This window comes from Cupriavidus agavae (genome assembly GCF_004217045.1).
Classification (GTDB): Bacteria; Pseudomonadota; Gammaproteobacteria; order Burkholderiales; family Burkholderiaceae; genus Cupriavidus; species Cupriavidus agavae.
Genome location: NZ_SGXM01000001.1, coordinates 882112 through 902176, shown reverse-complemented (window position 1 = coordinate 902176; position 20065 = coordinate 882112). Strand labels below are relative to the sequence as shown.

The window sequence follows — 20065 nt, the reverse complement described above, 5'->3', positions numbered from 1 at the left end:
CGCCCCCGGACCGCATCACTGCAGGGTCAGGCGCGCCACATTGTTCCGATTGGCGGCCTGGACGTCCACCGGCGCGCCATTGTGCGCCATCGACTCCACGCCCTTCACATTTCCGATAACGACCTTGTAGGGACCGCCCGCGCCGCTGCCGGCCACGGTCTCGCCCGCCTTGCCGGTGCCGCCGAGGATCACCTTGCCCGAGCGGTCGCGCACCTCGTACCAGGAATCGGCCGAGAAACGGATCTGCACGGCGCCAGTGCCCGGCGCAGCGGCGGGCACATTGGCAGCCGGAGCTGCGGCGGACTGCGACGCCGCCGCTTGCGGCGCCGGTGCCAGCGCACCGCCCGTTGCCAGCGGCATGCCCGACGAGGTCGTCGGCACGGCCGGCAGCGCGGTCGTCGACTTGGCCGGGGTCTCCACGGCCGAGGCCGATTCGGACGGTGCCGGCGAGTGGTCACCGACCATCACGGGCGGCAGCGCGGCCGTGACCGTGCCGTCGCCATTGTTCTGCTGGGTCGCCGCATCCTCGGCCGGGGCCGTTGCCGGGGCTTCCGCCGCGGCGGTCGTGCGCGCGTCGAGCCAGGCCTTGACGTGGTCGTAGCCAAAATAGCCGCCGAACACCACCAGCGCCACCACGCACAGCAGCCACAGCCAGCGTCCGCCCGCGCCGCCGGCCTTCTTGCCAAAGCGGTTGCGGTCGTCGAATGCCTGGTTCAGCGCGCCCTCGTGGCGACGCGTGATACCGGTCACCGGGGTCGCCTGCGCCTGGGCGTGGTAACGGCCCAGCAGCGCATCGATGTCGATCTGTAGCGTCCGCGCATAGGCGCGCATCACGCCCTTGGCGAATGTCACGTCCGTCAGGCTCGACACATCGCCTGACTCGATCGCCCGGAGCTTGCCCGGCGCCACCTTCAGGCGCGCGCCCACATCCTCGATCGACAGCCGCTGGGCCTCGCGGCCTTCCTTCAGTTGCGCCCCGATTTCGCGGGCCACGGCCTCGCGGTCGGAGTCTGTCGCGCCGCCGCCGATGCTGCGGGCCGTCGTGGCCTGGCTGTCGGCGCGCTCTTGTTCATTCATCCCAAGCTCCTCTCTCGTATGCGGTCAGCTCGCGCGAATCGGGGAAGCGGCTGCGCAGTTCGGCAATCAGCTTGCCCTGCGCCTGGCCATCGCCCTGCCGCCGCGCAATGCGCGCGCCAAGCCAGAGCGACTGCGCGTTGACGTAGCGGCTGCCATTGACGCGGCTGATGTATTCGCCGGCCTGTGCCATGTCCCCGCGCCGGAAATTCAGCTGCGCGAGGTTCATGAGCACTGACGGATCGTTGCGGTCATATCCGTAGGCCGCCTGCAGGTTTTTTTCGGCCGAGGCCAGGTCGCCGCTGCGCATTTCGCACGAGCCCAGCGTCGTCAGCGGCTTGACCGGCCCGTTGGGCGACGGCGCCTGCACGGCCCGCTGCAGCGTGGACCGGGCATCGGCGAAGCGGTTGGCCTGGCACAGGAACAGGCCGTAGTTGTTCAGCAGGTCGGCATCGTTGCCGCGCATGTTCAGCGCGGTACGGAAGCTGTCCTCGGCCAGCGCGTTCTCGCCCATGCCCATGTAGATCAGGGCGCGCACGTGGTAGGCATCGACATTGGAGGGATCGGCCGCGATGGCCCGCTTCACCTCGTCGAGCGCCACCGCGTACTGGCGCGCCTCAAGGTATTGCGTGGCCAGGCGCAGCCGGATGCCGGAGCGCTTGTCCGCTGCAGTCTGGTCGGAGGCGGTCTTGAGATCCTGTGTGGGCCCCTGGGGCAGCGTACAGGCGGACAGCATCAACAGCCCTGACAGGGCGGCGACAAGCAGACGGATCATGCAGGACGAGCCTCCCGAGCTGTGCCGGATGACACCGGCACCAGTGGCGTGATCTTGCCGAACTTGCCGCGCTCGGCCAGGCGGGTGCGATCCATGACCTCGCCTGCCAACTGGCCGCAGGCGGCGTCGATATCGTCGCCGCGGGTCTTGCGGATCGTGGTGACATAGCCCGCGTCCAGCAGCACCTGGGCGAAGCGGCGGATCTGCTCGTTGTTCGAGCGCTTCAGCCCCGATTCCGGGAACGGGTTGAACGGGATCAGGTTGAACTTGCACGGCACGTCGGCCACAAGCTTCAGCAGTTCCCGGGCATTCTCGACGGTGTCGTTGACCCCATCGAGCATGCAGTATTCGAAAGTAATGAAATCGCGCGGCGCGAATTCCAGGTAGCGGCGGCAGGCCGCCATCAGTTCGGCCAGCGGATACTTGCGGTTCAGCGGTACCAGCACGTCGCGCAGCGGATCGTTCGACGCGTGCAGCGACACGGCCAGCGCCACCGGCAGGTCCTTCGACAGGCGGTCCATCATCGGCACCACGCCGGACGTGGACAGCGTCACGCGGCGGCGCGACAGGCCATATGCGTTGTCGTCGAGCATCAGCCGCATGGCCGGCACCACGGCGTCATAGTTGAGCAGCGGCTCGCCCATGCCCATCATCACCACGTTGGAGATGACCCGGTCGTCCTTCGGCCCGCGTCCCAGTTGCTCGCGCATGGCGAACTCGGCCATCCAGAGCTGCCCGATGATCTCGCCCGTGGTGAGATTGCGGGAGAAGCCCTGCTTGCCGGTGGAACAGAAACGGCAATTGACGGCGCATCCGGCCTGCGAAGACACGCACAGCGTACCGCGCGTGTCCTCGGGGATATACACCGTCTCCACCGCGTTGCCGGCGCCGACATCGATCAGCCATTTGCGCGTGCCGTCGGTGGACAGGTTGTCCGTGATGACGGCGGGCGCCCGGATCTCGGCCCGCGTCGCGAGCTTTTCGCGCAGCGACTTGGCGAGATCCGACATGGCGTCGAAGCGGCTGGCACCGAACTGGTGGATCCAGCGCTGCAACTGCCGCGCACGGAACGGCTTCTCGCCGAGCTCACCGCAATAGCGAGTGAGCGCGTCCGCGTCGAGGTCGAGCAGGTTGACGAGATCGTTCATGACGGCAGTTTCCAGCTTTGCTACAGGTTCAGTCGTGATGTCAGAAGACAATCAGCGGCTGTAAACGTTCATGCCCGGGAAGAAGAAAGCCACTTCCACGGCAGCCGTTTCGGCGGCGTCCGAGCCATGCACGGCGTTGGCGTCGATGCTGTCGGCGAAATCGGCGCGGATCGTGCCCTTTTCTGCCTTCTTCGGGTCGGTGGCGCCCATCAGTTCGCGGTTCTTCGCGATGGCGTTTTCACCTTCCAGCGCCTGGATCATGACCGGGCCCGAGACCATGAAGTCAACCAGGTCCTTGAAGAACGGGCGTGCAGCGTGCACGGCATAGAACTGCTCGGCTTCGCCGCGCGACAGCTGAACCAGCTTGGCCGCAACGATCTTCAGGCCAGCGGCCTCGAAACGGGCGTAGATCTGGCCGATAACGTTCTTGGCCACGGCATCCGGCTTGATAATCGACAGGGTGCGTTCGATCGCCATGAAAAACTCCGAAAAATGAAGGGGTTACAAATGGATTAAACGTGCAATTCTAGCACGGACGGAAGTCGGATTCGAGCACGCCCGGCAATGGCCCCGAAGGCACCTGCCTGAACGCAGGCGGCGTAACATAAAAAGGCGTCGGGATCACATTACATTCGTGAAATGCGGGAACAGGCGCCTGCGATTTACGTCAAAATGTTTGCGATTTCGGAGAACAACTAGATACATGGGTATTTGTCCATACAAAGCCCCTTGCAAAACCCACAGGGCGATGCCACATTGGCAGCGTGCGGTCGGGTAGCTCCGGCGCCTCACGATACTTGATGACAGGAGTCACCATGAACAACAAGCTGAACACTTACGGATTCGGCAATAATGCGGGCGCCACCGATGTGGCCGTGCGCAACCGGGTCCTGCGTAATACCTACTGGCTGCTGGCCATCTCGATGGTGCCGACCGTGCTCGGCGCCTGGATCGGCGTGGTCACCGGGTTCACGGCGCTGATCACCGGCAGCCCGATGCTGTCCGCCCTGCTCTTCCTGGGCGTGGCGTTCGGCTTCATGTTCGCCATCGAGAAGACCAAGAACAGCAGCATGGGCGTGGTGCTCCTGCTGGCGTTCACGTTCTTCATGGGCCTGATGCTCGCGCGCATCCTGAGCCTGACGCTGTCCTACTCGAATGGGCCGGCGCTGATCATGTACGCGTTTGGCGGAACGGCTACGGTCTTCGCGGTCATGGCGTCGATCGCCACGGTCAGCAAGCGCGATTTCTCGGGTCTGGCCAAGTTCCTGTTCGTCGGCGTGATCCTGCTGATCCTGGCAAGCCTGGCCAATATCTGGCTGCAGCTGCCGGCGCTGATGATCACGCTGTCGGTCATCGCCATCGCCATCTTCTCGCTGTTCATCCTGATCGACGTGCAGCGCGTGGTGAACGGCGGCGAGACGAACTATGTCACGGCCACGCTGGCGATCTACCTGGACGTCTACAACGTCTTCGTGAACCTGCTGGCGCTGCTCGGCATCGCTGGCGGCAATCGCGACTAGGCAGCGAGCTGCCCGCCCATGAGAAAAGCCGCCTTCGGGCGGCTTTTCTCATGGGCGGGCGCCGGCGTCAGGCGCGCTCGAACACCGCGATCGACTCCACGTGCGAGGTATGCGGGAACATGTTGACCACACCCGCGCCCTTGAGCACGTAGCCGGCCTCGTGCACCAGCAGGCCCGCGTCGCGCGCCAGCGTGGCCGGGCTGCACGATACGTAGACGATACGCTTCGGCAGCACATCGCTGCCGGCCTGGTGCAACTCACCCAGCGCCTTGCAGACAGCCAGCGCACCCTCGCGCGGCGGATCGACGAGCCAGCGGTCGAAGCGGCCCAGCGCCGCGATATCCTCGGCGGTGACCTCGAACAGATTGCGGCACGCGAACGAGGTCTTTTCAGCGAGCCCGTTGTATCCGGCATTGGCCAGCGCGCGCGTGGTCAGCGCCTCGCTACCCTCGATGCCCATCACCGACGCGCCCTGCGTGGCCAGCGGCAGCGTGAAGTTGCCGATGCCGCAGAACAGATCGAGCAGGCGGTCGGTCGGCTGGGCATCGAGCAAGCGCAGCGCGCGGCCAATCAGCACGCGGTTGATCTGGTGGTTGACCTGCGTGAAGTCGGTCGGCTTGAACGGCATGCGGATGCCGAACTCTGGCAGCGTATAAGCCAGCTCCTGCTCGGCCGGATGGAACGGATACACGGTGTCCGGGCCCTTCGGCTGCAGCCAGAACTGCACCTCGTGCGCGTCGGCGAAGGTGCGCAGCAAGTCCTTGTCGGCATCGGTCAGCGGTTCGAGGATGCGCAGCACCAGCGCCGTGACCTCGGCGCCCACCGCCAGCTCGATCTGCGGCATGCGGTCGCGGATCGACAGGCCGCCCACCAGTTCGCGCAGCGGCACGAGCAGGTTCGAGATCTTCGGCGGCAGAATCTCGCAGCGCGTCATGTCCGCCACATAGCTGCTCTTGCGCTCGTGGAACCCCACCAGCACGCCGCCCTTCTTGGCCACATGGCGGACGGTCAGGCGCGCCCGGTAGCGGTAGCCCCAGTCCGGGCCGGCAATTGGACGAAATACGACGTCCGGCTTGACCTTCGAGAGGTGCCAGAGGTCGTCTTCGAGGATGCGCTGCTTGATGGCAAGCTGCGCACGGGAGTCGAGGTGCTGCATCGAGCAGCCGCCGCAGACGCCAAAGTGCTGGCAGCCGGGCTCGACGCGCATCACCGATGGCTGCTTGATTTCGACCAGGCTGGCCTGCTCGTAGCTGGGCTTGCGGCGATGGCTGCGATAGCTCACGGTCTCGCCGGGCAGCGCGCCCTCGACGAAGATCACCTTGCCGGGCGTGCCGTCCTCGTTGACCAGGCGGCCAACGCCGCGCGCCTCCATGTCGAGGCTGCCGATGGTGACAACGGGATCGGAGGCGGACGGCGCGGCGGAAGCGGCACCCGGATTGGGCGGGGAAGACACGGCTTGAGACACGGCTTGAGACACCAGAGGGACCTGTCGTATTGTTTTGCGAAAGCGCGATTGTAGTCCAGTCACGGCGCTGTCACGACAGAGGGAATCGATGGAACTGATTTCGTGGAATATCCAGTGGGGACGCGGCGCGGACGGCCGGGTCGACCTCGCGCGCACCGTGCGCACGCTGCGCGAGATGGCTGACGCCGATGTGCTCTGCCTGCAGGAAGTCACGCGCGGCTTCGAAGAGATGCCGGGACAGCCTGCACGCGACCAGGTTGCCGAACTGACCGCCCTGTTGCCGGGCTACCGGTTGATCTTCGCGCCGGGCGTCGACCGCACCCATGGCGATGGCACGCCGCGCCAGTTCGGCAACGTGATTGCCACCCGGCTACCCGTCAACGAGGTGTTCCGCCGCGCGCTGCCCTGGCCGGCCGACCCGGACGTGCTATCGATGCCCCGTGTGGCACTCGAAGTGACCGTGCAGGCCGGTGGTAAACCGCTCCGTGTGATCTGCACGCATCTGGAGTACTACTCGAAGGTCCAGCGCGAAGCCCAGGCCGAGGCGCTGCGGCAATGGCATGCCGAGGCGTGCGCCCACGCGCGGCGGCCGGGCAAGTCGGAAAAGGCGTTCGGCCCGTTCACCCCCGAGCCGCGCCCCGCCGAGGCCGTGCTGTGCGGCGATTTCAACAGCAAACCCGACGATGCGGCCTATCTGCGCATGGTCGCGCCCTATCCGGACACCACGGCGAACTGGCGCGATGCCTGGTGCCACCGGCATCCGGGAGAGCGACATTCCCCGACCTGTGGCCTCTACGACCGCGAACAGTGGAAGGAGCCGCCGTTCGCGTGCGATTTCGTCTTCGTGACCGAGAATCTGCTCGACGGCGTGCAGCGTTGCGAAGTCAACGGCCAGACCGATGCATCGGACCACCAGCCCATCCACCTGACGCTGGCGGACTAGCCGCCCGCCCCGCCAACCTTCAGAAGTCTTCTTCTTCGGGTTCGGGGCTCAGCGGCTGCACCCGGAACGCGCGCAGATACTCCATCCACTGCGCGCCGGGCAACTCGGCCAGCGATTCCTGCACCAGCGCCACCTCCATGTCGAACTCGCGCGGCGTCAGGCCGCCGCGCATCAGCTGGAAGCGGCAATACATCAGGTAGGTGTTGACGACGTCGGTCTCGCAGTAATCGCGGATCTCGTTCAACTGGCCGGCCTGGAACGCCTGCCACACCATGCTGCCGTCCATCCCCATCTTGCCGGGAAAGCCGCAAAGCTTGGCGAGGTCGTCGAGCGGCGCGCTGGCGCGAGGCTGATACATCGCCAGCAGGTCCATCAGGTCCAGGTGCCGCATGTGGTAGCGGCTGATGTAGTTGTTCCACTTGAAGTCGCGGCTGTCGTCGTCGCGGCCCTCGCCCATTTCCCAGTAGCGCGGGGCTGCCACGCCGTGGACCAGGCCCCGGTAGTGCAGCACGGGCAAGTCGAAACCGCCGCCGTTCCACGACACCAGTTGCGGGCTGTAGCGGGCGATCAGTTCGTAGAACTTCTGGATCAGCGTGGCTTCGCCATCCTCGGGCGTGCCCAGGGAGCCGACGTGGAACACCGCCGAGCCATCGCGCTGGGTCCGGCGCAGCACGCACGAAATGGCGGCCACGCGTTGCAGGTAATGCGGCAGGAAGTCGGAGCCGGTCTTCTCCCGGCGGGCAGCAAACGCATGCTCGGCGACTTCGGCGTCGCTCATCGATGCGGGATGGTCGTGCAAACGGCGCAGGCCGTCGACATCGGGAATCGTCTCGATGTCGAATACCAGCACAGGGGTCATAAAACGGCGTCCTTGCGTACACCCTGCGAAGCGAAATGCCGTTTGAGCTTGACGAGCGCTTCCTGCTGGATCTGGCGCACGCGTTCGCGCGTCAGGCCCATTTCCTCGGCCAGTTCCTCAAGGGTGGCCGGTTCGATGTGGTTCAGGCCGAAGCGGCGCTCCACCACATAGCGATGTTTCTCCGACAGGCGGGCCAGCCACAGTTTCATCAGGCCCTCCAGTTCACGGTGCGCCACCTCCTGGTCGGGAGCGGCGTTGTGTTCGTCGGAGAGGAAATCAAGGAGGCTCGAGCCCGGATCGAGGTCGAACGGCGTATCGAGCGAGGTGGTGTGTTCGTTGAGTGCCAGCACATCCTGCACCTCGTCCGGCGTCTTGCCGAGCAGGTGCGCGATGTCCTCGAGGCTGGCGTCGCGGCCATCGGTGCCACCTTTCTCAAGATGGCGCTTGGCGCGCAGTACCTGGTTCAGTTCGCGGATCACGTGCACCGGCAAGCGCACGGTGCGCGCCTGGTTCATGATCGCGCGCTCGATGCTCTGGCGGATCCACCAGGTGGCATAGGTCGAGAAGCGGAAGCCGCGCGTGGGATCGAATTTCTCGATCGCATGCATCAGGCCGAGGTTGCCTTCCTCGATCAGGTCGAGCAGCGGCACGCCACGGTTCAGATAGCCCTTGGCGATGCTGACCACGAGGCGCAGGTTGCGCTCGATCATGACCTGCCGGGCGGAGAAATCGCCGCCCTTGGCGAGCGTCGAGAAATGCAGTTCCTCGGGCGCCGAGAGCAGCGGCTTGATGCTGATGCGGTTCAGGTAGTGCTGGACGGTGTCGGCAGCCAGTTCCGTATGGAGGACGGTGCGGAAGTCGTCGGGCTCGGGCGTGGCCGCCTCGGCAGCGCCCTCCTCCTCGTCCTCGTCGTTTTCCTCTTCGTCGCCGTCATCGTGGTCGGCGTCGTCGGCGTTCGCCTCGGCGTTGCGCGTGCGGGCCACGGGGCGGATCGGCTCGTCGGTGACCGGCACCATGTCCGAGGCCGGCGCGGCCTTCTTCACCTTGCTGCCGGTCTCATCGTCAGCCTGCCCGGCCACGCCAGCTTTGCTTTCCGGCTGCGTGGGACGACGGGTCCTGCTGACAACTCCGGATGAGACAGTTTTCTGGCGTGGCATGAAACCTCACTGTGGCGGCAGATACCGCATCGGATCGATCGGTTTTCCGTTCTTGCGAACCTCGAAATGCAGCTTGACCCTGTCAGTATCACTGTTACCCATTTCGGCAATCTTCTGGCCCTTGCGGACCGTTGACTGCTCTGCCACCAGCACCTTGTCGTTGTGACCGTAGGCGGTGAGATACGTGTCGTTGTGCTTGATGATGACAAGATTCCCGTAGCCGCGCAAGGGGCCTACGTGAATCACCCTACCCTCGTCCGCAGCCAGCACCGGATCGCCTTTTTTACCTGCGATATCGATGCCCTTGTTGGCCTTGTCGTCAAATTTACCGATCAGTTGTCCGGTAGCCGGCCACGCCAGGCGGATGTCTCCGGCGGGGGCCGATGCGGCCGTCGCCGGCGCCGCCGGCGCGGGCGCTGCGGCGGCTGCCGGAGCCGCTGCGGCGGCTGCCGGAGCCGCTGCGGCGGGGGCCGACGAGGCGGCGCTCATCGGCGTGCCCACCGGGCGCGAGGCGTCGATCGGCTGCGACTGCACCGTGCCCGGCGCCACGGGAATCGTGGCCACGCCCGGCGCCGCGTTCACGTCGGCGCTCGGCGGCACCACGCGCAGCAGCTGGCCCACCTCGATCTGGTTGGCGTTGCCCAGGTTGTTCCAGGTGGCCACGTCGCGGTACGACTGGCCGTTCTCGAGCGCGATACGGTAAAGGGTATCGCCGCGCTTGACCCGATAGTACCCGGCCGGTGCCGGCTCGGTGGCCGCCGTGATCTGCGTGCCGCTGCCGCCAGTGGTGCGGTCCACCACGGGCGCGGGCATGGGGGAATTGGCGCAGGCGGCCAGCATGGCCGCGCAGGCGATGACGCTCAGGCGTTTTCCGACGCTTGCGAAAGAATCCGGATTCACGTTGTTGTGCATATTTCGACTCAGATGGTGCCCGATTTTAAAGGCACAAAGAAAACGGCTTCAAGCGCGGTACGGTGAAAGCGATGCCGATTGAGGCGCTCGATCAGCAGCAGTTGCTGTGTCACGGTCTGGCCCGGCGCGCCATGGCCCGACGCCACCACCGGCGCGATCAGGCGGCCGCCGATGGCCAGTTGTTCCAGCAGGGCCTGCGGGACTTCCATGCCGGCCGCGGCGAGGATGATCGACGAGAACGGGGCGGCCTGGGGCAGGCCCAGCATGCCGTCTCCGTAATGCAGGCGGATATTGGGCACGCGCAGCGGCCGCAGGTTGGCCTTGGCCTGTTCGTGCAGCGGACGGATCCGTTCGATGGAGAACACCTCCTGCGCCACCAGGCTCAGTACGGCGGCCTGGTAGCCGCAGCCGGTGCCGATTTCCAGCACGCGCTCCAGCGGCTGGTCCGGCGTCAGGCCCTCGCGCAACAGCTCGATCATGCGCGCCACGACCGAGGGCTTGGAAATGGTCTGCTGGTGGCCGATCGGCAGCGCGGCGTCCTCATAGGCCTGCGAGGCCAGCCCCGGCTCCATGAACAGATGGCGCGGCACGGTGCCGATGGCGCCCAGCACGCGCTCGTCGCGGATGCCGCCAGCCCGCAGCCGCGCGGCCAGCACGCCGCGCGCGCGGTCGGAAGCCATGCCCCCGCCGCCCGCCACGGCCGCCGACGCGCGCGCCTCGACCGCACTGCCCGGCGGCGGTGGCGCGGGCGGTGCCGCAGGCTTGCGCGGCTTGACGGTTGCCGGCGCCGGTGCGGCCACGCGCTTGCCCACCGCCGGCAACCCGGCGGTACGCGCGGGAGCGGGCTTGCGTTCGACTACCGCATCGAGCGACAGCGGAAAGCGGGGGCGGCGCGGCGTGGTGCTCATGTCCGGGACGGGAACGGAAACGCGAACGGAAACAGCGTGGAGGACGACGGCACGCTCACCTCAGCCACTGTTCGATCTGGTCGAGCTGGCCGCGATGGGTCAGGTCCAGCTGCAGCGGGGTCAGCGAGACAAAGCCATTGGCCGTGGCATGGAAATCGGTGCCTTCGCTGGCATCGCGGGCGTCGCCGGCCGGGCCGATCCAGTAGATCGGATCGCCGCGCGGGTTGGTCTGCGCGATGACCGGCTGCGACGGGTGCCGCTTGCCAAGCCGCGTGGCATGCTGCCCCTGGATATGCTCGTAGGGCAGGTTCGGGATATTGACGTTGAGCAGGAACGGTTCGCGCGGCGGTTGGGCGATCACGCGCTCGACGATCCCGCGTGCCACGCGGGCGGCGGCGTCGAGATGCTCCCAGCCGTGGTGGACCTGCGAGAACGCGATCGACGGGATGCCGAACAGGTAGCCCTCGATGGCGGCGGCCACGGTGCCCGAGTACAGCACGTCCTCGCCCATGTTCTGGCCCTGGTTGATGCCCGAGACCACGAGGTCCGGACGCTCGTCCAGCAGGCCGGTCAGCGCCACGTGCACGCAATCGGTAGGCGTGCCGTTCAGGAAGCGGAAACCCTTCTGCACCCCTTCGCGCGCCTCGTAGACCGACAGCGGACGCTGCAACGTCAGGGAATTGGACGCCCCGCTATGGTTCTGCTCGGGCGCGATCACGGTCACGCGGGCCAGCGGGGCAAGCGCGGCGTGCAGGGCCGCGAGCCCAGGCGCGAGGTAACCGTCGTCGTTGGCGAGAAGGATATGCATGGCCGCGATTGTACCTGACCGGGGCGCCGCTGGCGGCACTGCGGCGCCCCGTGACGAGGCGGCCCGGACGCCGGCCATGCGCGTCCCGAATGGGGATCATGCGCGTTTTTCCTGCACAGAACGACCGTGCTTTTCTTGCGCTACACTTGCCCGGCCGTGACCACATTACAACCGGAGACAATATGAAAGCCGTCCTGTGCAAAGCCTGGGGCCCGCCCGACTCCCTGTCGCTCGAAACCCTGCCCGACCTGGTACCGGGCGACGGCGAAGTCGTCATCGACGTGAAGTCGGCCGGCGTGAACTTTCCCGATGTGCTGATCATCCAGAACAAGTACCAGGCCAAGCCCGAACTGCCGTTCTCGCCGGGCTCGGAGCTGGCCGGCGTGGTCAACGCCGTGGGTGCCGGCGTCACGCATGTGAAACCGGGCGACAAGGTCATTGCCTATCTCGGCAACGGCGCGTTCGCCACGCAGGCCCGGGCGCCGGCCAAGGCCGTGGTGCCCATGCCGCCCGGCATCGATTTCGACGTGGCCGCCGCCTTCACGCTGACCTACGGCACCTCGCACCACGCCGTGGTGGACCGCGGCGAACTCAAGGCCGGCGAGACCATGCTGGTGCTGGGCGCCGCCGGCGGCGTGGGCCTGGCGGCTATCGAGATCGGCAAGGCGATTGGCGCACGCGTGATCGCGGCGGCCTCGACCGATGAAAAGCTCGCGGTCTGCAAGGAGCACGGCGCCGACGCGGTGATCAACTACACCACCGAGGACCTGCGCGAGCGCATCAAGGCGCTGACCGACGGCAAGGGCCCCGACGTGATCTACGACCCGGTAGGCGGCGTCTACGCCGAGCCGGCGTTCCGCTCCATCGCCTGGCGCGGGCGCTACCTCGTGGTGGGCTTCGCCAATGGCGAAATTCCGAAGATCCCGCTGAACCTGGCCCTGCTCAAGGGTGCCTCGCTGGTGGGCGTGTTCTGGGGCGACTTCGCCCGCCGCGAGCCGAAGGCCAACCAGGCCAACATGGCGCAGATGCTCGGCTGGATGAAGGAAGGCAAGATCCGCCCGCACATCTCGGCACGCTACCCGCTGGAGCAGGCGCCGCAGGCGCTGAAGGACATGGAGGCGCGGAAGGTGACCGGGAAGATTGTCATCAATCCGTAAAGATTCGTTTCTTCCCCCGGTTCTGCTCCCCTCTCCCGCATGGCGGGAGAGGGGAAAAACATAGGCAACTCAGAGCTTCTCCGTTTCCCCGCTCTTCGGCTGCCATTTCATCAGCCGTTTCTCCATCACCGTCACTGCCCAGTCGAGCATCAGCGCGCAGGCCGTCAGCACGACGATGCCGGCGAACACCGTGTTGATGTCGAACGTGCCTTCGGCCTGCAGGATCAGGTAGCCCACGCCGCGCGCCGAGCCCAGGTATTCCCCGACCACCGCCCCCACGAACGCCAGCCCCACCGAGGTATGCAGCGACGAGAACACCCAGCTCGTGGCGCTCGGCAGGTAGACGTGACGTAGTAATTGCTGCCGGTTTGCGCCGAGCATGCGCGCGTTGGCCAGCACCACGGGGCTGACTTCCTTGACGCCCTGGTAGACGTTGAAGAAGACGATGAAGAACACCAGCGTCACGGCCAGCGCCACCTTCGACCAGATGCCGAGTCCGAACCAGACCGCGAAGATCGGCGCCAGGATCACGCGCGGCATCGAGTTGGCGGCCTTCACGTAGGGATCGAGCACCGCCGACGTGAACGGGCTCAACGCCAGCCACAGGCCCACGCCAAGCCCGGCCACGGTACCGATGCCAAACGCCAGCACCGTTTCCAGCAGCGTCACGCCAAGGTGGATATAGATATCGCGCTCGACGAAGAACCAGCTCCAGATGCGCTGCGCCACCTTCAGCGGCTCGCCGAAGAAGAACGCCACCTGCTCGTTGCGCGTGGCGAAATGCCAGATCAGAAGAATGACGACAAGGAGCAGCAACTGCCAGACGCGCAGCATGCCGCGAGAATCGGGACGAAAAGCCATAGCCGTTTCTTTAATTTTGTAGTTGTCGTGAAGGCTCAGGCCACCTTGCGCTGCTGCGCATAGCCCTTGAGCACTTCTTCGCGCAGCACGTCCCAGATGGCGGCGTGCAGCGCCACGAAGCGCGGATCGGTGCGGACTTCGGCCACGTCGCGCGGACGCGCCAGGTCGATCGCAAATTCGCCAATCGGATGGGTAGCCGGCCCGGCCGAGAGCACGATCACCCGATCGCTCATGGCAATGGCCTCGTCAAGGTCGTGCGTGATGAACAGCACGGCCTTGCGCCTGGCGGCCCAGAGGTCGAGCACTTCGTTCTCCATCAGTTGGCGGGTCTGGATGTCGAGCGCCGAGAACGGTTCGTCCATCAGGATGATGTCGGGGTCCATGATCAGCGTCTGCGCCAGCGCCACCCGCTTGCGCATGCCGCCCGAGAGCTGGTGCGGGTAGCGGTCGCCAAAGCCACCCAGGCCCACGCGGCGCAGCCATTCCTCGCCCTGCGCCACGGCGTCGGCGCGCGGCAGGCCGCGGAATTCGAGGCCGGCAATCACGTTGTCGAGCGCGCTGCGCCACGGCATCAGCGCCTCGGTCTGGAACATGTACCCGGCGCGCGTGTTGATGCCGCGCAGCGGCTCGCCGAACACGCGCACCTCGCCGGACGACGGTTCGAGCAGGCCGGCCGAGACATTCAGCAGCGTGGACTTGCCGCAGCCGGTGGGGCCGACGACCGAGACGAACTCGCCGGGCTGGATGGACATCGTGACATCGCGCACGGCGGTGTAGCGCTGCGCCCGGTCTTCGCGCGAGACGAAGGTACAGGTCACGTTTTCAAGGGAAAGTGCGGGGGTGCTCATCGGGGCGATAACTGGACGAAATACGATGCACCCGCCGGGCGGGCGGGAGCATGCAGGCGGCGGAAGCATCCGGGGCGGCCCCGGATGCCCGTGCGGCGGCTTACTTGTACTTGGCGTTGGCCTTCTGCACGAACGAGTTCGTGAAGGTGTTTTCGAGCTTGATCGTCTTGCCCTTCAGTTCCGGGTCGAACTGCTGCAGCGTGGTCAGCGCGGTCTTCGGGCCATCGGCGGGCATCGTGCCGTCCGGCGAGATCGCCTCCTTGACCTTCTCCCAGGCCGACAGATACAGCGCGCGGTCGCCCAGCAGGTAGCTTTCCGGCACGGTCTTGACGATGTCCGACGGGCCGGCCTTCTGCAGCCACTTCAGCGCCCGCACCATGGCGTTGGTCAGCGCCTGCGTGGTGTTGGGGTTCTGCTCGATGAATTTGGTCGACGCGTACAGGCAGCCCGAGGGCATGTTGCCGCCGAACACGGTCTGGGTTTCCTTGAGCGTGCGCGTATCCGAGGCAATCCTGACCTCGTTCTTCTGCGTCAGCATCGAGATCACCGGGTCCAGGTTGGCCATGGCGTCGATCTGGCCCGAGCGCATCGCGGCCACCGCGCCGGCGCTGGCGCCCACGCCAATGAACGACACGTCCGACGGCTTGAGTCCGGCCTTGGCCAGCACGAAATTGGCCATCATGTTGGTGGACGAGCCCGGCGCGGTCACGCCGATCTTCTTGCCCTTGAGGTCGGCAATGCCGTTGTAGTTCGGCATCGTCTTGTTCGACACCACCAGCACGATCTGCGGCGCGCGGCCCTGCAGCACGAACTCCTGGTACTGCTGGCCCTTGGCCTGCAGGTTGATCGTGTGCTCGTAGGCGCCCGACACCACGTCGGCGCTGCCGCCCACCACGGCCTGCAGCGCCTTGGCGCCGCCGGCGAAGTCGACGATCTCCACGTCCAGCCCTTCGTCCTTGAAGTAACCCAGGCGCTCGGCAATCGTCAGCGGCAGGTAGTAGAACAGGTTCTTGCCGCCCACGGCGATGGTCACCTTGGCCTTCTCGGGCTTGCCCTGGGCAAACGCGTTGCTGCCGAACGTGAACCAGCCGGCCAGGAACAGCGCCAGCGCGATCAGCAGTTGCTTCCAGAATTTCTTGTCGTACATCGTTGTCTCCTGCCTGTCTGTGTCTTGTGCCGATGCGCCGACGTGCGGACGCACGAAAGCCGGGACGCCGCAAAGCGGCTCCCGGCGATGCTACCCCTGCCCGGCGCCATCCCACATCGGGATCAACACCTAATGTCCGGACATTGGACGTTGCCGCAGCGTTACTCGGCCTTGATGTCCGCCGACTTGATGACCTTGGCCCAGCGCTGCAACTCGGCCTTCTGGTACTGGTCAAGCTGCTGCGGGTTCATGTAGTGCGCCTCGGCGCCCAGTTCCTCGGCCTTCTTGCGGAACGCGTCGGACTTCATGATCTTCTCGATCTCGGTGGTCAGGCGGTCGATCACGGGCTTGGGCGTGCCCACCGGCGCGTACATGGCGAACCAGGACGACACGTCGAGGTCGGGATAGCCGGCCTCGGGCGCCGACGGCACGTCCTTGAGGCTGGCCAGGCGGGTCTTGCTCGTCACCACGAGCGGGCGCAGCTTGCCGGCCACGATATGGCCCATCAGCGGCGGCGGCGTGGTCATCGTCATGTCGACGTTGCCGCCCAGCAGGTCCGTCAGCGCCGGACCGGTACCCTTGTACGGCACGTGGGTGATCTGGATACCGGCCATCTGGTTCAGCAGCTCGGTGGACACGTGCTGCAGCGAGCCATTGCCCGACGACGCGTAGTTGAGCTTGTTCGGATTGGCGCGGGCGTACGTCACCAGTTCCTTGAGCGACTTGACCGGCAGGCTCGGGCGTACCACCAGCACCTGCGGTGCCGACAGCAGGTTGGCCACCGGCGCGAAATCCTTGACCGGATCCCACGGCATCTTGGTCAGCAGCGGCGTGATCACGTGGAAGCCCGAGTACTGCACCATCAGCGTGTAGCCATCAGGCTTGGCGCGCTGCACGGCCTGCGCGGCGATGCTGCCGTTGCCGCCCGGCTTGTTGTCGACCACCACCGACTGCCCGAGCGCCTTCGACAGCGGCTCGGAGATCAGGCGCGCGGCCAGGTCGGTGGTGCCGCCGGCGGAGGCCGAGACCACGAGCATGACCGGGCGGTTGGGATAGGCGCCATCCTGGGCGTAAGCGGTGGTGGTGCAGGTCAGGCCGACTGCGAGCGCGGCGATGAGGGTACGTTGCATGGTTTGTCTCCGTTTTTATAGTGGGGGACTCAAAAATATTCCGAGGGTGCTCTCCCCGCTCCCGCCACGCGGGAGAGGGGCGCAAAAAACGAGTAGGGATCAATCAGCTCCCGCAAAAAACTCCGCCATCCACCCCGGCGGCTGGTGCGTCCGCAGCCGTGGGCCGGCGCTCAGCAGCTGGCTGGGCACGTTGCGCTGGACCAGTTCCGACACGCCGCCCACCACGCCGAGCAGGCGGTCGAGGTCGATGCCGGTGTCCACGCCCATCGAGGCGAACATATGGACCAGTTCCTCGGTGCTGACATTGCCGCTGGCGCCGGGCGCGTACGGGCAGCCGCCCAGGCCGCCGGCGGCGGCGTCGAAGCGCGTCACGCCGGTCTGCCAGGCCGCCATGGCATTGGCCAGCCCCATGCCGCGCGTGTTGTGGAGGTGGATCGTCAGGCCGGTATCCGGCAGTTCGCGCCGGAACCGCTCGCAAAGCGCCGCCACCTGGTTCGGGTAGGCCATGCCGGTGGTGTCGCAGAGCGTGATGCCGGCCGTGCCCGCCTCGGCAAACCCGTGGGCCAGCGCCATGACCTCGGCCTCGTCGACCTCGCCCTCGAACGGGCAGCCGAATACGGTCGACAGCGACACGTTCACCGGCACCCCGGCCTTGCCCGCCTCGGCGATCATCGCCAGCAACTGCGCCTTCGACTGCTCGCGCGTCATGCGCAGGTTGGCGCGGTTGTGCGTCTCGCTGGCCGACATCACCAGGTTCACCTCGTCCGGCCGGCACGACAGCGCCCGTTCCAGCCCGCGCAGGTTCGGCACCAGCACCGTGTAGGCCACGCCGGGCACCCGCTCGATCTGGTGCATCACGGCCTCGGCATCGGCCAGCGCGGGGATGGCGCGGGCCGACGTGAACGACGTGGCCTCGATCCGGGCAAAGCCGCAATGGGCCAGCGCGTCGACAAAGGCCACCTTGCCCCCGGTGGGCACGATGAAGGTCTCGATCTGCAGGCCGTCACGCGGCGCCACGTCGTTGATCTCGATCTTCGCCGGCCCGGCCAGCGGATAGCGGTTCTGGATACTGGCGTTCATGCGATCACTCCCCGGGCCCGCAGGTCCGCGATGGCTGCCGCGTCGAAGCCGGATTCGGCCAGCACGGCGTCGGTATGCTCGCCCAGCGTGGGCGCGCGGTCATGGATGGCACCCGGGTTGCCAGACAGCTTCGGAATGATGCCGGGCACCTCGACGTCGAGCCCACCGGCCGACGTGACCGTCTCGATCACGCCGCGCGCCCGGTAATGCGGGTCCTCGGCAATGTCCTTGACGGTGTAGATCCGGCCCGAGGGCACGTCGGCGCCGCGCAGGATGTCGAGCACCGACGCCACGGTGTGGGTTCTGGTCCAGGCGCCGATGGCGGCGTCGATTTCGTCCACGCGCCTGACGCGGCCATCGTTGCGCGCCAGCTCCGGGTCGTCGCCGAGGTCCGGGCGCTCCATCACCCCCATCAGGCGCCTGAAGATGGCGTCGCCATTGGCGGCAATCAGCACGTAGTCGCCGCAGCCGCACGGGTAGGCATTGGACGGGGCGATGCCCGGCAGCGCGCCGCCGGCCGGCTGGCGCACCGCGCCGAACACCGAATACTCGGGCAGCAGGCTTTCGCTGAGGTTGAACAGCGATTCATAGAGCGCCACGTCGATGACCTGGCCCTGCCCGCCGCGCGCATCGCGCTCGTACAGCGCCAGCAGCACGCCCAGCGCGCCATGCAGCCCGGCAATGGTGTCACCCAGCGACAGCCCGGCACGCACCGGCGGCCGGCCCGGCTCGCCGGTCAGGTAGCGCAGCCCGCTCATGGCCTCGGCCACGGCGGCAAAGCCCGGCTCGTCGCGCTTCGGGCCGGTCTGGCCGTAGCCCGAGACCCGCACCATGATCAGCTTCGGGTTGGCGGCGTGCAGCACATCCCACCCCATGCCCCACTTTTCCATCGTGCCGGGGCGGAAGTTCTCGATCAGCACGTCGGCCTCGGCGGCCAGCTTGCGCACCAGCGCCTGGCCCTCGGGCTGGCGCAGGTCGATGGCGATCGACTGCTTGTTGCGCGACTGTGCCTCCCACCAGACCGAGGTATCCTCGTGGATCATGCGCCATTTGCGCAGCGGATCGCCCTGGCCGGGAGGTTCCACCTTGACGACGTGGGCGCCGAAGTCGGCCAGCGTCTTGGCGGCAAAGGGGCCGGCAATCAGTTGTCCCAGTTCCAGGACCCGGATGCCATTGAGAATCTGTTGCGCCATGTTGGGGAATGTCTCCGTAGAACGTGACCCATCTGGGGGATTGGTTTCTGGTTTGAACGGAGTGTGCCCCGTTGCGGGGTGGCGCGGAATCGGCAATACGGAAAGCGGGCTTTCTCGGAATGCGAAAGATTCGGGAATACCCTGCCCGGCTACACTCAACCTGGCCGCCGGCGTGCCGTTACTGATGCATTGGAGTTCACGCCGTACCCGTATCGGAAGCATCCGGGGCATCCCGGAGCCCTGACCCCTCCTGATTCCCAGCCGGGCTGCCCGCCGGCATGCAACCGCCATGGATTTCGCCCGCCTTCGCCGGATTCTCCGCGCCGCCCTGCTGCTGGCCGCCACGCTCGGCCCCGCACCCGGCATCGCCCAGACCACCATCGTGCTGTACTCCGAAGCCGGCCAGCGTCCGCTCTCGTACGAGGAGAACGGCGTGCCGAAAGGCGCCTACATCGACCACGTGCGGCGCGTGCTGAACCGTATTCCGGGCTACCAGGTGGAGATCCGCTTCGCGTCGTGGGCCCGCACGGTCGAGGAGGCGCGCAACGGCAACAGTGCCGGCATCCTGGGCGTCTACTACCGCCCGAAGGAGCGCCCCTACCTGAACCATTCGAAGCCGTTCTACGCCGAGGAGGTAGCCGTGCACTGCAACCGCGACGCCATCGAGGGCCGCACCTTCCACCACTATCCCGACGATTTTGCCGGGCTGCGTTTCGGCAACCAGCGCAACTACCTGGCGCCCGGCCCGCGCTTCTTCCAGATGGGCCGCGAGGGCCGGATCACGATCGTCGAGGGGCACGAATTCCAGGATCTGGTCAAGAAAATGCTGGTCGGCGAGATCGACTGCGTGGTCAACCCCAGCGTGGTCATTGGCGAGGCGCTGCGCGGGCTCGAAGCCCGGGGCCTGCCCGAACGCATGCGATACAAGTCACGGCTGGCGATGCTGGTCAAGACCGAGACCGTCCACATCGGATTCAGCAAGAAATACGAGGAAGCCCATCCGGAATTGGCGAAATTCCGAGACCTGTTCAACCGGGCGGCGGCTGACTAGAATGCCGCACTGACCCGCCCCGCCGCATC

20 protein-coding genes are annotated in these 20065 nt (G+C 66.5%); 4 read left to right on the top strand and 16 right to left on the bottom strand.

Annotated features, from left to right (window positions below; genetic code table 11):
* Positions 1 to 15: 15 nt before the first annotated feature.
* Genes EV147_RS04145 through ndk form a run of 4 tightly spaced genes read right to left on the bottom strand, consistent with a single transcriptional unit; the run spans position 16 to position 3474 of the window.
* A complete protein-coding gene (locus tag EV147_RS04145; RefSeq protein WP_130389831.1) occupies positions 16 to 1077 on the bottom strand; it encodes a RodZ domain-containing protein in 1062 nt (353 codons plus the stop codon).
* Positions 1070 to 1849 carry a type IV pilus biogenesis/stability protein PilW gene (pilW, locus tag EV147_RS04140; protein WP_130389830.1) on the bottom strand — a complete coding sequence of 260 codons (780 nt, stop codon included), beginning with the start codon at positions 1847 to 1849 and terminating at the stop codon, positions 1070 to 1072. The genes EV147_RS04145 and pilW overlap by 8 nt, the downstream gene beginning before the upstream one ends.
* Positions 1846 to 2997, bottom strand: a complete 1152-nt coding sequence (rlmN, locus tag EV147_RS04135; RefSeq protein WP_130389829.1) for a 23S rRNA (adenine(2503)-C(2))-methyltransferase RlmN — start codon at positions 2995 to 2997, stop codon at positions 1846 to 1848. Before rlmN ends, pilW begins: the two co-directional genes overlap by 4 nt.
* 51 nt (positions 2998 to 3048) lie before the next feature.
* Entirely contained in the window at positions 3049 to 3474 is a 426-nt protein-coding gene (gene ndk, locus EV147_RS04130; RefSeq protein ID WP_130389828.1) for a nucleoside-diphosphate kinase, read from the bottom strand.
* 338 nt (positions 3475 to 3812) lie between these two features.
* On the opposite strand from ndk, the gene EV147_RS04125 reads away from it, so the two are divergent.
* Positions 3813 to 4517: a Bax inhibitor-1/YccA family protein gene (locus EV147_RS04125; protein WP_130389827.1), complete on the top strand. Its 705-nt coding sequence runs from the start codon at positions 3813 to 3815 to the stop codon at positions 4515 to 4517.
* Positions 4518 to 4584: 67 nt separating this feature from the next.
* On the opposite strand, the gene rlmD is transcribed toward EV147_RS04125, so the two are convergent.
* Positions 4585 to 5970 (bottom strand): 23S rRNA (uracil(1939)-C(5))-methyltransferase RlmD, encoded by a 1386-nt coding sequence (rlmD, locus tag EV147_RS04120; RefSeq protein WP_268907405.1) that lies wholly within the window; start codon positions 5968 to 5970, stop codon positions 4585 to 4587.
* 100 nt (positions 5971 to 6070) lie between these two features.
* On the opposite strand from rlmD, the gene EV147_RS04115 reads away from it, so the two are divergent.
* A complete protein-coding gene (locus EV147_RS04115; protein WP_130389825.1) occupies positions 6071 to 6925 on the top strand; it encodes an endonuclease/exonuclease/phosphatase family protein in 855 nt (284 codons plus the stop codon).
* A gap of 19 nt (positions 6926 to 6944) precedes the next feature.
* Here the strand turns inward: EV147_RS04115 and EV147_RS04110 are convergent, their stop codons facing one another.
* From EV147_RS04110 to surE, 5 genes are read right to left on the bottom strand one after another with little or no spacing between them, the layout of a single operon-like run.
* Positions 6945 to 7784 (bottom strand): 3'-5' exonuclease, encoded by an 840-nt coding sequence (locus tag EV147_RS04110; RefSeq protein ID WP_130389824.1) that lies wholly within the window; start codon positions 7782 to 7784, stop codon positions 6945 to 6947.
* A complete protein-coding gene (gene rpoS / locus EV147_RS04105; protein ID WP_130389823.1) occupies positions 7781 to 8941 on the bottom strand; it encodes an RNA polymerase sigma factor RpoS in 1161 nt (386 codons plus the stop codon). Before rpoS ends, EV147_RS04110 begins: the two co-directional genes overlap by 4 nt.
* Before the next feature lie 6 nt (positions 8942 to 8947).
* Entirely contained in the window at positions 8948 to 9853 is a 906-nt protein-coding gene (locus EV147_RS04100; RefSeq protein ID WP_130389822.1) for a peptidoglycan DD-metalloendopeptidase family protein, read from the bottom strand.
* A gap of 8 nt (positions 9854 to 9861) precedes the next feature.
* The gene (locus EV147_RS04095; protein WP_130389821.1) at positions 9862 to 10761 is read right to left on the bottom strand and encodes a protein-L-isoaspartate(D-aspartate) O-methyltransferase; all 900 of its coding nucleotides are present in this window, start codon (positions 10759 to 10761) and stop codon (positions 9862 to 9864) included.
* 55 nt (positions 10762 to 10816) lie between these two features.
* Positions 10817 to 11569 carry a 5'/3'-nucleotidase SurE gene (gene surE, locus EV147_RS04090; protein ID WP_130389820.1) on the bottom strand — a complete coding sequence of 251 codons (753 nt, stop codon included), beginning with the start codon at positions 11567 to 11569 and terminating at the stop codon, positions 10817 to 10819.
* Positions 11570 to 11751: 182 nt separating this feature from the next.
* Between surE and EV147_RS04085 the strand changes: the two genes are divergently transcribed.
* Complete coding sequence (locus EV147_RS04085) at positions 11752 to 12726, top strand: NADPH:quinone oxidoreductase family protein (RefSeq protein ID WP_130389819.1); 975 nt, start codon at positions 11752 to 11754, stop codon at positions 12724 to 12726.
* Between the two features lie 69 nt (positions 12727 to 12795).
* Here EV147_RS04085 and EV147_RS04080 read toward each other — a convergent pair whose 3' ends face one another.
* From EV147_RS04080 to EV147_RS04055, 6 genes are all read right to left on the bottom strand, one after another.
* On the bottom strand, positions 12796 to 13587 hold the full coding sequence (locus EV147_RS04080) for an ABC transporter permease (RefSeq protein WP_130389818.1): 792 nt from the start codon (positions 13585 to 13587) through the stop codon (positions 12796 to 12798).
* 35 nt (positions 13588 to 13622) lie between these two features.
* A complete protein-coding gene (locus EV147_RS04075; protein ID WP_130389817.1) occupies positions 13623 to 14435 on the bottom strand; it encodes an ABC transporter ATP-binding protein in 813 nt (270 codons plus the stop codon).
* Between the two features lie 100 nt (positions 14436 to 14535).
* Positions 14536 to 15582 carry an ABC transporter substrate-binding protein gene (locus EV147_RS04070; protein WP_130389816.1) on the bottom strand — a complete coding sequence of 349 codons (1047 nt, stop codon included), beginning with the start codon at positions 15580 to 15582 and terminating at the stop codon, positions 14536 to 14538.
* A 161-nt stretch (positions 15583 to 15743) separates the two neighbouring features.
* Complete coding sequence (locus EV147_RS04065; protein ID WP_130389815.1) at positions 15744 to 16712, bottom strand: Bug family tripartite tricarboxylate transporter substrate binding protein; 969 nt, start codon at positions 16710 to 16712, stop codon at positions 15744 to 15746.
* Positions 16713 to 16811: 99 nt separating this feature from the next.
* A complete protein-coding gene (locus EV147_RS04060; protein WP_130389814.1) occupies positions 16812 to 17792 on the bottom strand; it encodes a hydroxymethylglutaryl-CoA lyase in 981 nt (326 codons plus the stop codon).
* The gene (locus EV147_RS04055) at positions 17789 to 18985 is read right to left on the bottom strand and encodes a CaiB/BaiF CoA transferase family protein (protein WP_130389813.1); all 1197 of its coding nucleotides are present in this window, start codon (positions 18983 to 18985) and stop codon (positions 17789 to 17791) included. The genes EV147_RS04060 and EV147_RS04055 overlap by 4 nt, the downstream gene beginning before the upstream one ends.
* Positions 18986 to 19274: 289 nt before the next feature.
* On the opposite strand from EV147_RS04055, the gene EV147_RS04050 reads away from it, so the two are divergent.
* Positions 19275 to 20036 (top strand): substrate-binding periplasmic protein, encoded by a 762-nt coding sequence (locus EV147_RS04050; RefSeq protein WP_130389812.1) that lies wholly within the window; start codon positions 19275 to 19277, stop codon positions 20034 to 20036.
* The last annotated feature ends 29 nt before the right edge of the window (positions 20037 to 20065 follow it).

Bases quoted from the DNA above. Each gene is read 5' to 3' on its own strand.
- EV147_RS04145 (WP_130389831.1), bottom strand. From the start codon at position 1,077: ATGAATGAACAAGAGCGCGCCGACAGCCAGGCCACGACGGCCCGCAGC.
- pilW (WP_130389830.1), bottom strand. From the start codon at position 1,849: ATGATCCGTCTGCTTGTCGCCGCCCTGTCAGGGCTGTTGATGCTGTCC.
- rlmN (WP_130389829.1), bottom strand. From the start codon at position 2,997: ATGAACGATCTCGTCAACCTGCTCGACCTCGACGCGGACGCGCTCACT.
- ndk (WP_130389828.1), bottom strand. From the start codon at position 3,474: ATGGCGATCGAACGCACCCTGTCGATTATCAAGCCGGATGCCGTGGCC.
- EV147_RS04125 (WP_130389827.1), top strand. From the start codon at position 3,813: ATGAACAACAAGCTGAACACTTACGGATTCGGCAATAATGCGGGCGCC.
- EV147_RS04115 (WP_130389825.1), top strand. From the start codon at position 6,071: ATGGAACTGATTTCGTGGAATATCCAGTGGGGACGCGGCGCGGACGGC.
- EV147_RS04110 (WP_130389824.1), bottom strand. From the start codon at position 7,784: ATGACCCCTGTGCTGGTATTCGACATCGAGACGATTCCCGATGTCGAC.
- rpoS (WP_130389823.1), bottom strand. From the start codon at position 8,941: ATGCCACGCCAGAAAACTGTCTCATCCGGAGTTGTCAGCAGGACCCGT.
- EV147_RS04100 (WP_130389822.1), bottom strand. From the start codon at position 9,853: ATGCACAACAACGTGAATCCGGATTCTTTCGCAAGCGTCGGAAAACGC.
- EV147_RS04095 (WP_130389821.1), bottom strand. From the start codon at position 10,761: ATGAGCACCACGCCGCGCCGCCCCCGCTTTCCGCTGTCGCTCGATGCG.
- surE (WP_130389820.1), bottom strand. From the start codon at position 11,569: ATGCATATCCTTCTCGCCAACGACGACGGTTACCTCGCGCCTGGGCTC.
- EV147_RS04085 (WP_130389819.1), top strand. From the start codon at position 11,752: ATGAAAGCCGTCCTGTGCAAAGCCTGGGGCCCGCCCGACTCCCTGTCG.
- EV147_RS04080 (WP_130389818.1), bottom strand. From the start codon at position 13,587: ATGGCTTTTCGTCCCGATTCTCGCGGCATGCTGCGCGTCTGGCAGTTG.
- EV147_RS04075 (WP_130389817.1), bottom strand. From the start codon at position 14,435: ATGAGCACCCCCGCACTTTCCCTTGAAAACGTGACCTGTACCTTCGTC.
- EV147_RS04070 (WP_130389816.1), bottom strand. From the start codon at position 15,582: ATGTACGACAAGAAATTCTGGAAGCAACTGCTGATCGCGCTGGCGCTG.
- EV147_RS04065 (WP_130389815.1), bottom strand. From the start codon at position 16,712: ATGCAACGTACCCTCATCGCCGCGCTCGCAGTCGGCCTGACCTGCACC.
- EV147_RS04060 (WP_130389814.1), bottom strand. From the start codon at position 17,792: ATGAACGCCAGTATCCAGAACCGCTATCCGCTGGCCGGGCCGGCGAAG.
- EV147_RS04055 (WP_130389813.1), bottom strand. From the start codon at position 18,985: ATGGCGCAACAGATTCTCAATGGCATCCGGGTCCTGGAACTGGGACAA.
- EV147_RS04050 (WP_130389812.1), top strand. From the start codon at position 19,275: ATGGATTTCGCCCGCCTTCGCCGGATTCTCCGCGCCGCCCTGCTGCTG.